Genomic DNA, 10,720 nt, shown 5'->3' on the forward strand with positions numbered 1-10,720 from the left:
CTAGAACTAGGCAATAATTTCTGTATCTAGTTGTTCTAAATAAAAATTTTTAACGACGTTATAGTGAAATTTAATTCGTTAAATTGATCAAAGATTTATGCAGGTTGGTATAAATACTCGACAACAAAAGTCGTTTATTTTATCGCGCTCAGTTACCATATCATTATATAATTTTATTTAACTGAGCGCTTTTATGATAATCCAACAACATAATGCTGACTTGCCAACACCTACAGGTTTAATGCGAACAACTGTATATCGCCCTCAAGCGCAAGGACAGTTCCCTGCTATCATTTTTTATTCTGAAATATTTCAGCAAACCGCCCCGATTGCACGCAGCGCAGCTATTTTAGCAAGCCATGGCTTTGTGGTGTTAGTCCCGGAAGTATTTCACGAGTTAAACCCTATAGGCACTGTGCTTGCTTACGACGATGCAGGTAAAGACAAAGGCAATGCCGACAAATGGGCAAAACCACTTGAGCATCATGATAGCGACACGCAAGCCATTATCGACTTTATAAAGCAACAAACTTACTGCACAAGCACCGTAGGCGCAATGGGCGTATGCATTGGCGGACATTTAGCTTACAGAGCAGCACTTAACCCTGAAATTAAAGCGGCTTTTTGTTTATACGCTACTGATATTCACAGCAATACATTACCGGCAAAACTAGGCAACAACTCATTCGAGCGTATGGCTGATATACAAGGTGAAATTCACTTTATATGGGGAAAACAAGACCCGCATGTACCAAAGGAAGGCCGCGCTAAAATATACCAACAATGTGTAAGCACAAACATTAATTACCAGTGGCAAGAAGTTAATGCACAGCATGCCTTTATGCGTGATGAAGGTGAGCGATACGATGCAGCCCTTGCTATTAATATGTATCAACAAGCGGTTGCATTATTTAGCCGTACTTTATAAGTGCTTTATAAATATTTTAAAAGCGAAAATAATTAAACGCCTTTCAGCATACCTAAAGCGGTATGCTGTTTTACAAAGTAGGCTTTTAAGTAATCAATAAATAATCGTAGTTTTTTAGATCCCGCAGCCCCAGGCGGAAATACTCCGTACAGTTCAATATCTTTGCTTTTATAATCATCTAATATAATTTCAAGCAACCCAGCTTGTACTTTTGGCCACGCATCGTAAAGCGGAATACGGCCAATGCCATGCCCCGCTTCTACAAAGGCAGTACGTGCGGCTGCGTTATTAGTACTTAGCCCGCCTTGCATTGTAATATCGTGTTTTTTGCCATCTTTTTGAAGTGTTAATGTTTTACTCCCGAGCTGGTAAACGACCCATTGGTGCTCTGCTAGCTCTAAGGGCGTTTTAGGTTTTCCAAAATGTGCAAAGTATTCCGGCGCGCCACAAATACAGGTGCTCATTGTAGTCAGCTTGGTTGCCTGCAAGTTGGAGTCACTCAGCGCCACACCCCTAATTGCAAAATCAAACCCATTTTTAATAATATCGATAACGTCATCAGTAAGTTGTAAATCAATTTTAATTTTAGGGTATTGCCGTTTAAAGGTATTTATTGCAGGCACAATTAATTGCATTCCTACATTTACGGGGCAACTAATTTTAAGCAAACCTTGTGGCTCACTTTTTATATTTTCTATTTGTTGATTAGCGGCATTGGCTTGTTCGGTAATTATTCTACAACGCTCATAATAAGCAATGCCGGCTTCAGTGAGCGCCATGGTGCGGGTTGAACGATTTAGTAAAGTGATTTCAAGTTGGGTTTCTAATTTTTTTAAATGATAACTTGCCACGGCTCGCGTAAGCCCTAACTGTTTAGCAGCAGCGGTTAAGCTACCCTGCTCTACAATTTGTGCAAATACCACCATACTTTTTAACTGCTCAAACGACACTTTCATAAACGCTCCACAATGTGTTTCAAATTCAACCCTTCAATTGTATCAATTATTAAACCAATAAAGTTAAATTTATCATCGTTGTTTAAAGGAGTGTTAGTGCATATAGTAATCGGTAAGCAAGATTACTAATTTAAATCATCAGAAGGAATATATTCAATGTCTAAAAAAATACTTATGGTTCTTACATCTCACGCAGAACTTGGTAACACTGGCGAAAAAACAGGTTTTTGGGTAGAAGAATTTGCAGCCCCTTATTACGCCTTTGTTGACGCAGGCGTTGAAGTAACGTTAGCGTCTCCAGCTGGCGGCCAACCACCCATTGATCCGACAAGTACACTTGCTGATTTTCAAACAGATGCAACAAAACGTTATGACGCAGATAGCGCAGCACAAACATTAATGGCAAACACTAAAGTGTTGAGTGAAGTGAATTCAAGCGATTTTGACGCTGTATTTTACCCAGGTGGCCACGGCCCATTATGGGACTTGGTTGACAACACAGATTCAATTTCACTTATCGAAAGCTTTGTAAAAGAGCAAAAACCGGTTGCTGCGGTATGTCATGCAAGCGCGGCATTTTTAAATGTTAAAGATGCTGATGGCAATGCATTAGTAGCGGGTAAAAAAGTAACTGGTTTTACTAACTCAGAAGAAGCTGCAGTACAACTTACCGATATCGTGCCATTTTTAGTTGAAGACGAGCTAATTAAAAAAGGCGGCGATTATCAAAAAACTGACGACTGGGGAGTATTAGCACTAGTAGATGGTTTAGTAATTACCGGTCAAAATCCAGCAAGCTCTGAACTAGCTGCTAAAAAGCTACTAACTAAGTTAGGTTAATAGCGAGTAATAATTAAAATTAAGCACAGTATTTTATGCTGTGCTTTTTTAATTGCTTTTCATTAGCAAGTACAATTCCTATACTGGCAACTCTTAAAGTCAATTAGGGCAATTATATGGCAACCAAGCCAACCACACTGTCATTACTAACCAGTACCCGTTTCGCAATTTTTAGTATTGTTGTTATTTGCTTTGTACTACAAGTAATTAATAGCCTCCCTGGTATAAGCTTAAATGGTTTAGGAATATACCCACGTAGTATCCAAGGCTTAATTGGCATACTATGCGCGCCTTTTTTGCATGGTAGCTGGTGGCATTTTGCCAGTAACATGATCCCATTTGTAGTATTAAGTTGGCTAATTTGCCAATACAGCGTTAAGCGTTTTTATAATGTATTTATTTTTACCGCTTTAGTTGGTGGACTGTTAGTTTGGGCATTTGGGCGCAGTAACATACATGTTGGTTTAAGCGGTGTTATATATGGTTTGTGGGGATTTATACTTTGCTATGGCGTGGTCAGGCGTTCGTTAAAATCCATTATCATTGCTATTGCTGTTGCCATACTTTATAGCGGTTTTATATGGGGTGTTTTACCTCAGCGCTACCATGTATCGTTTGAAAGCCATCTATTTGGAGCGCTAAGCGGGTTGTTTTTAGGTTATAGATTAGCAAAAAACGATAAGCTAAAAGGTCGATGAGTTAAATATTAAACGAAACCTTTAATTAATTTTTTATGTCCCCATTTATGAGTAAGTATTAAACAATTCTATTTAACATTGAGGTTATTTATGAGTGATGAAAACGAGTATACACCACCAAAAGTATGGACGTGGGAAAGTGAAAGTGGCGGTAAGTTTGCTAGTATTAATCGCCCCGTTGCCGGCGCGACTCATGACAAAACTCTACCTATTGGTGAGCACGCATTTCAGCTTTATTCTCTTGCGACACCTAATGGTCAAAAAGCCACTATTATGTTTGAAGAGCTTTTAGAGCTTGGCTTAACTGGTGCAGACTACGACGCATATTTAATAAATATAGGTGATGGCGATCAGTTCGGTTCTGACTTTGTTGATATTAATCCAAATTCGAAAATCCCAGCACTAATGGATCATTCAACCACGCCACCGACTCGTATTTTTGAATCAGGTTCTATTTTACAGTATTTGGCTGAAAAATTTGATGTACTCATCCCTAAAGACTTAAAAGCTAAAACGCAGTGTCGTAACTGGCTGTTTTGGCAAATGGGCTCAGCGCCATACTTAGGTGGCGGATTTGGTCACTTTTATAGCTATGCGCCAAGTAAAATGCAATACCCTATTGACCGTTTTACAATGGAAACTAAACGCCAACTTGATGTGTTAAACCGTCATTTAAGCGAAAACGAATACATGGCGGGTGATGAATATTCAATTGCCGATATCGCCATTTGGCCGTGGTACGGCTCGCTAGTTCTAGGTGCTTTGTATGATGCAGCTGAGTTTTTAGATGTTGCTTCATACACTCACGTTGTACGCTGGGCTACACAGGTTTCAGAGCGTCCAGCTGTAAAACGCGGTCGTCGTGTTAATCGCACATGGGGCCCTGAAGAAGAGCAAATGGCAGAGCGCCATAAAGGCAGTGATTTTAAATAAAATAGCCACGCATCTTTGTATAAAAACCAGTAATATTTGCTGGCTTTTATACTTCAAAAAACACGCCATTTATTGCCAATAAATCAATTAAAGCAACAGCTTAATACAAATTAACTATTTAAATAATTTATTATAAAATTATTTTCTTTTAAAATATGAAAACGCTCCAAAATAAGCTAACTTTAATATAAATTATTAAAACTAAGTGTTTTTATGCGTATAACTATTTATCTCCTCATCATAAGCCTCTTTTATACGGCCTCTTTTTCCTTTAGTACCTACGCTGAAAATATTAAAACACTGACTATTTATCACGATTCTGACTACTCTAATCATAACGAATCCGCCTATGCAATGAAAATGGGAGCACTTACAGCACTCGCCGAAATTAATAATAATGTACAAGGTTACCAAATAAATTTTATTGAAAAAGATAATAGAGGAAACTCTAATCGCAGCTTGCTGCATATGCAGCAGTTTTTAAAAGATTCAAACGCGTTAGTTTTTTTGGGGGGTCTACACTCTCCTCCCTATATTAAAAATAGAGATTTTATAAATAAAAATAAACTATTACTTTTAGTTCCTTGGGCTGCTGGTGGGCCAATTACCCGCTACCCTGACGAGAAAAACTGGGTATTTAGACTCTCTGTAGACGATACAAAAGCAGGCCATAGAATGGCCCAATTTGCAACGCAGACTCTTGGTTGTCAAAAACCCCAACTGTTATTAGAAAATACCCCTTGGGGTAAGTCTAACAATATTGCGATGAGCAAAGCATTGGGGAATATTAAAACTAAAGTAAATTGGTTTAATTGGAACATAAAAGCGAATAGTGCAAAAATAATTCTACGTGAAATCATAAGCGACCAAGCCGATTGTATTTTGTTTGTGGGTAACGCACTTGAAGGAGCTGAAATAATTAACGCTATGGCAAGTTTTGTAGAGAATAAGCGAGTACCTATAATTAGTCACTGGGGGATCACTGGGGGGGATTTTTTCACAAATGTTGAGCACGCAATAAAATCAAACCTCAACCTGCATTTCATACAAAGCTGTTTTTCTTTTTTAACTAAACCCCAAACAAAGCTTACCAAAAACGTGGTAAATCAAGCGCTATCGCTTTCCCCCCCTTCTATAGCACCAGAAAAGCTGGATTCTCCGGCTGGGTTTATTCATGCATATGATCTTACTAAAATTCTATTACAAGCTATTTCGCAAACAACATTAACCGACGATATACAAGAAAACAGGGCGAATATTAGGCTCGCACTAGAGAATTTAAATCAACCAATCGATGGATTAATTAAACAATATAAGCAGCCTTTTACTCAGTGGTCTAATGATGATGCAGATGCACATGAAGCACTTGGGTTAGGTGATTTATGCATGGCAAATTATAAACCTGATGGGAGTATTCATATATTAAATAATTTAGAAGGCAGTCCAGAATAATGCCAAACTCACTGAGTAATAAATTTAAACTGACAACAAACAATGCATTTTATACTTTTTTAGCATTGAGTTTAATACTTTCAGTAACAATAAGCCTTTTACTTGTTGGGAGCAGAGCTAATGATGCTATTTATGATTTACAGAGTAAAAGTATAGAAATTGAATCAGAGTTAACCACTAGTTACTTAATGCTTTTTATAGAAACCCGAGAACAGATCCTCAAAGATATTGCTCGCCAGCCAATTTTGTCAAATGCAATCATGGGCTCAGAAACATCTAAAGCTGCGCTATTAGATTACCTTGATGAATATAAAATTTTAGGAAAAACCGAAAAGCTTGTTATTACAAATATTCTCCAAGAAGTTGTGTATAGCAGTGACTCATCATTAGCTGAGGTAATTGCGACAGAACCTACTTGGCTAAATAGTATAATTAACAATCAAATAGAAAGCGCTGTTATTTTACGGTCATCACAATCGCAATATTTTTTTACCATTGCAGTACCTATAAAATATAACAACCTCAGTGAAGGGGTGCTAACAGTACAATTTAGCACACCGCTTAGGGAGTTATTACCTGCAAAATTTGTATTAAATAATCATAACATCATACTCAGTGGCCCTTGGGTCTCTTTTTCAAATTTAGATGAAACACAGCAGTATATTTCAATCAGTAAAACACCGGTTGGCTCCACAGGCATTGAGTTAAATTATTTAATAAAAAACAGCTTGTTAGCTGAAAAAGTAACCGCCTTTATGCTAGATATAGCAGTAGCTCTTATTTTAAGCCTACTCCTTTCATCTGTTGTGTTATTAATTTTTGGTAGGCATTTACTATTAAACCCATTTAAGCAACTTGAGATTTCAAAAAAAGCAATCAAATTAAGTGAAGCCCGTTATGAGTTAGCAGTTGAAGGCAGCAATGATGGTATTTGGGATTGGGATATCCTCTCTAATACAATCTATTTTTCCCCACGGATTAGAGTATTACTTGGATACAATGAAAACGATATAGAGTTTTTACCTAATACAATTGAAACATTTAATAACCTAATTCATATTGATGATATAGATGAAAACCAAAAACAATTAAAAGCGCATTTAACGCAAAATAAACCATATAATATTGAATACCGCTTAAAGAATAAATCAGGTGTATACCGTCACTTTAGAGCGAAAGGCATGGCATTACGAGATAGCAATAATATTGCCATCAGAATGGCGGGCTCAATTACTGACGTCACTGAACAAAAAAAATCACAAGAGGCATTAAAAAAAGCCAAAGAACAAAATGATTTATTGGCCCATGCTATAGAGTCTTGTAATGTAGGAATATCGATCGCAGACGCTAAGGTCCCTGGTCTACCTTTAGTATTTTTAAATAGCGAGTTTGAAAAAATAACAGGTTACAAAAAAGAAGATATGATCGGTAAAAATTGCCGTGTTTTACAAGGCCCCAACACAGATAAAAAATCAATATCGGTCATTAAAAATGCAATAAAAACCTTAAAAACTCAGCGTGTAGAAATAGTAAACTACAAAAAGGATGGCACCGCATTTTGGAATAGTTTACAAATCTCCCCTGTTTTTGACGAACACTCTAAACTCACCGCCTTTGTAGGAATTCAGCAAGATATCACTAAACGGATTGCTGCCAATCATTCATTAATTGAAGCAAAAGCATTAGCAGAACAAGCGAATATAGCAAAAAGTGAGTTTTTAGCCTCAATGAGCCATGAAATACGTACGCCTATGAATGGAGTACTCGGTATGCTTAACTTTATTTTAGATAGCCCTTTAAACGAAAAGCAGCAATATCAAACACGTATTGCACTTAACAGTGCAAATTCTTTACTCAATATAATTAATGATATTTTAGATTTTTCAAAAGTAGATGCAGGTAAGCTTGAGCTAGAAGAGTTAGAGTTTAACTTGCATGCCATGCTAGGAGATTTTTTAGAAACAGTCGCAGCTCAAGCATATAGTAAAGGTATTGAACTTATTTTAGATATTACAGATATCAAATACCCTTTCGTTATTGGAGATCCTGGACGACTCAGACAAATATTAACAAATATTGTTAATAACGCCCTTAAATTTACCCATGTAGGAGAAGTGCAAATTATTGCTAAATTAATTCCCACTAATGGGAATGAAATACGCTTTAACTGCCAAGTGAAGGATACCGGAATAGGCATTCCAGTAGAGCAACAAGCCAAGTTATTTAAATCATTTTCACAAGTAGATTCTTCAACAACACGGAAATACGGCGGGACAGGATTAGGGTTAGCCATCGTTAAGAAACTCTGCAATTTGATGCAAGGTGAAGTAGAGGTAAAGTCGGACGAAAATAAAGGGAGTAACTTTATTTTTGATATCACTTTAAAGAAAGGTAAAAAAACAGAAAAAGTAATGCCTCCTATAGATATTACTGGAATTAACATACAAATAGCGTGCAGTAACAAAAGCCAAGCTAACGTACTTCAAAAGCAGCTTACACAATGGGGAGCAATCGTAACAATAAGCTCATCAGCAAAAATTGCGCTAAATACTTACGAGCAATTTTATACCCAACATGCTCATCCTTTCGACATTGTAATTATTGATACAAAACTTAGCGACAGTAACGGATTAACACTCGGTAAAACGATTAATGATCTAAATCTTCTCAGTACAGCAAACCTTGTATTGATGACCACAATAGATCAGTTTGAAACTAATGAACACTATAAACAAAATGGTTTTACTGCTTACTTTCCAAAACCGATGACAACTAAAGATATTTTTAACCTTCTTACAAAATGCTTACCCGAGAGAAACACTTTACATAGTGAAAATACCCAAACTTGTACCATAACCGAAAAACCACTTGGGCCGAATGATATTGTATGGCGTGAAGATATACGTATTTTATTAGCTGAAGATAATCAAATTAATCAGATTGTCGCCGCAACAACATTGAAAAAAATGGGAATTAGTGTTGTAGATATTGCGACCAATGGTAAAGAGGTACTTGATTACTTAGATCAAAAAAATACTATTGAGCCATACTCTCTTATTTTAATGGATTGCCAGATGCCTGTTATGGACGGATATCAGGCAACAACTTTAATTAGAAATAATGAAGCAAGAGATAAAGCAAACGCCATTACAATCATAGCCATGACAGCGAATGCTATGACGGGTGATAAAACTAAATGTTTAGATTCCGGAATGGATGACTATATATCAAAACCAATTGCCCAAGATATTTTATTTGAAAAGCTTTTAAAGTGGCTTCCTCACTCTGTAAAATAGACATTCAGCCACATTTTCTTACATATATTTAGTTGTTCTAAAATTAGTCGTTGGTACTATAAATTAATCTTGAGCAATACTATATTGCTCGTTAATTTAAAGGATTAACGAATGAATAAAATAATAATAACGCTATGCGCTTTAGCTCCTTGCCTTGTATCAGCACAAAAACTAGCAATACAAACAACACAAGCATTAATTACGACCGACTCCGCAACTGTATTTGCATATAACAAGACCCTAAAGCAGCTTGAGAGCATCAATTTACTAAGCGCAAAAAGCATTCAACTTACCCTACCCAATAATGCGATTGGTTTTGATGTAGCAACACTTGCCAATGCCGATACCAAACAAGCACTAATTTTAGCAAACGACGGGGTTTATAAAACCAATAGCGATAAAACAACATTATTGTTTACTTATGAATCAGTGCTTAATACATTAAAAGTAGATGAGTTTGAGAAAATTGATTTTGTTTTTGATGCCAATAACGATGGTTTAAGTGATATTTTTATCCCTAATTTAACAAGCAGCACCTTATATGTTCAAAACAAAGACGGCAGCTTTAAGCCCAACCAATTTATGCAAACACCTTTGTATGAAGGTCGTTTTTCAAGTAAAGGACTTTCGCTGGAAGTTAATATTAGCAATAAACCCGTCGTTATTGATTTTAACCACGACGGCTTAAACGACCTAGTATTTTCAAACGACTTTGGAGCAGATGTACTCCTTGCTAATTCAGAGGGCTTTGAGCAAAAGCTTACCTCAATTGACTTTGACATCGAGTTAGGCGAACTAAGTAATAGTGAAACTCGAAAAATAAAGCAAATTATTGATATTAATAACGACGGATTTCTTGATTTTACAACCAGGCAGTTTAAGCCTACGCAAGGTATGGATTCGTTAGATATAAAAATAGCACATACTTTATACCTAGGGAGCGCTAAAGGTTTTACTAATACGCCCATTACCTTATTTGAAACACAGGGCCCTAGTGAACTATTGCTCAAAACTGATTTTAATAATGATGGCTTAATTGATTTACAAAAAATGGACTTAGATATTGGCTTAGGTACTATCGCGTCTATGGCATTGGGCGGTGGCAGTACTGATGTAGATGTAGAAATGAATCTTTATAAACAGCAACCCGACGGCTCATTTGCCAATAAATCGAGTATCGAACTTGATTTAGAAATGGAAGTGGGAATGAACGGCAATGATTCCAAACCAGCGCTCTATTTAGGCGATATTAACGGCGACAGCTATATTGATGCGGTATACAAATACAGTAAAAAAACACTGTATATTTATTACGGAGAGCAAGATTCACTGCTAAATAAAAAACGTAAGAAATTAAAATTAACGCTGCCTAAAAATAACAAAGATATTCTGTTAGTTGATATAAACCAAGATGGTAAAAAAGATTTTGTATTTAAATTTACCGAAGAAGATGGCACCAGCAAAATAGAAACACGGTTAAATTAAGCCAATAAAAAAGCCCAACAGAATTAACCGTTGGGCTTTGGACTTAAGACTTTCGAGTAACAGTCAGCTTTACTGTATTAGTTCAGACAAGATCTGACGATGCTTTTTATGGCGAGCGCGAATCGGTGCCTA

Annotated in this window: 8 protein-coding genes; 7 read left to right on the forward strand and 1 reads right to left on the reverse strand. The window is 36.6% G+C overall.

The annotated features are described in order from the left end of the window. Nucleotides 1-193 precede the first annotated feature (193 nt). Nucleotides 194-928, forward strand: a complete 735-nt coding sequence (locus DC53_RS02180; protein ID WP_007376879.1) for a dienelactone hydrolase family protein — start codon at nucleotides 194-196, stop codon at nucleotides 926-928. A gap of 32 nt (nucleotides 929-960) precedes the next feature. Here the strand turns inward: DC53_RS02180 and DC53_RS02175 are convergent, their stop codons facing one another. After that, a complete protein-coding gene (locus tag DC53_RS02175) occupies nucleotides 961-1,884 on the reverse strand; it encodes a LysR family transcriptional regulator (RefSeq protein ID WP_007376878.1) in 924 nt (307 codons plus the stop codon). 156 nt (nucleotides 1,885-2,040) lie between these two features. On the opposite strand from DC53_RS02175, the gene DC53_RS02170 reads away from it, so the two are divergent. The 6 genes from DC53_RS02170 (at nucleotide 2,041) to DC53_RS02145 (ending at nucleotide 10,588) form a co-directional block, all read left to right on the forward strand. After that, a complete protein-coding gene (locus tag DC53_RS02170) occupies nucleotides 2,041-2,724 on the forward strand; it encodes a type 1 glutamine amidotransferase domain-containing protein (RefSeq protein WP_008137014.1) in 684 nt (227 codons plus the stop codon). Between the two features lie 116 nt (nucleotides 2,725-2,840). Continuing rightward, nucleotides 2,841-3,422: a rhomboid family intramembrane serine protease gene (locus DC53_RS02165; protein WP_033031816.1), complete on the forward strand. Its 582-nt coding sequence runs from the start codon at nucleotides 2,841-2,843 to the stop codon at nucleotides 3,420-3,422. A gap of 90 nt (nucleotides 3,423-3,512) precedes the next feature. Next, on the forward strand, nucleotides 3,513-4,355 hold the full coding sequence (yghU, locus tag DC53_RS02160) for a glutathione-dependent disulfide-bond oxidoreductase (RefSeq protein WP_007376875.1): 843 nt from the start codon (nucleotides 3,513-3,515) through the stop codon (nucleotides 4,353-4,355). Between the two features lie 213 nt (nucleotides 4,356-4,568). Beyond that, nucleotides 4,569-5,807 carry an ABC transporter substrate-binding protein gene (locus DC53_RS02155; protein ID WP_033031818.1) on the forward strand — a complete coding sequence of 413 codons (1,239 nt, stop codon included), beginning with the start codon at nucleotides 4,569-4,571 and terminating at the stop codon, nucleotides 5,805-5,807. Continuing rightward, complete coding sequence (locus DC53_RS02150; protein WP_033031821.1) at nucleotides 5,807-9,103, forward strand: PAS domain S-box protein; 3,297 nt, start codon at nucleotides 5,807-5,809, stop codon at nucleotides 9,101-9,103. Before DC53_RS02155 ends, DC53_RS02150 begins: the two co-directional genes overlap by 1 nt. Before the next feature lie 111 nt (nucleotides 9,104-9,214). Next, complete coding sequence (locus DC53_RS02145; RefSeq protein WP_033031824.1) at nucleotides 9,215-10,588, forward strand: FG-GAP repeat domain-containing protein; 1,374 nt, start codon at nucleotides 9,215-9,217, stop codon at nucleotides 10,586-10,588. Nucleotides 10,589-10,720 lie beyond the last annotated feature (132 nt).

Origin of the sequence: Pseudoalteromonas fuliginea (assembly GCF_000690055.1) — a bacterium.
Classification (GTDB): Bacteria; Pseudomonadota; Gammaproteobacteria; order Enterobacterales; family Alteromonadaceae; genus Pseudoalteromonas; species Pseudoalteromonas fuliginea.

Coding starts and splice junctions, on each gene's coding strand:
- DC53_RS02150 (WP_033031821.1), top strand. CDS start 5,807: ATGCCAAACTCACTGAGTAATAAATTTAAACTGACAACAAACAATGCA.
- DC53_RS02170 (WP_008137014.1), top strand. CDS start 2,041: ATGTCTAAAAAAATACTTATGGTTCTTACATCTCACGCAGAACTTGGT.
- DC53_RS02155 (WP_033031818.1), top strand. CDS start 4,569: ATGCGTATAACTATTTATCTCCTCATCATAAGCCTCTTTTATACGGCC.
- DC53_RS02145 (WP_033031824.1), top strand. CDS start 9,215: ATGAATAAAATAATAATAACGCTATGCGCTTTAGCTCCTTGCCTTGTA.
- yghU (WP_007376875.1), top strand. CDS start 3,513: ATGAGTGATGAAAACGAGTATACACCACCAAAAGTATGGACGTGGGAA.
- DC53_RS02165 (WP_033031816.1), top strand. CDS start 2,841: ATGGCAACCAAGCCAACCACACTGTCATTACTAACCAGTACCCGTTTC.
- DC53_RS02180 (WP_007376879.1), top strand. CDS start 194: ATGATAATCCAACAACATAATGCTGACTTGCCAACACCTACAGGTTTA.
- DC53_RS02175 (WP_007376878.1), bottom strand. CDS start 1,884: ATGAAAGTGTCGTTTGAGCAGTTAAAAAGTATGGTGGTATTTGCACAA.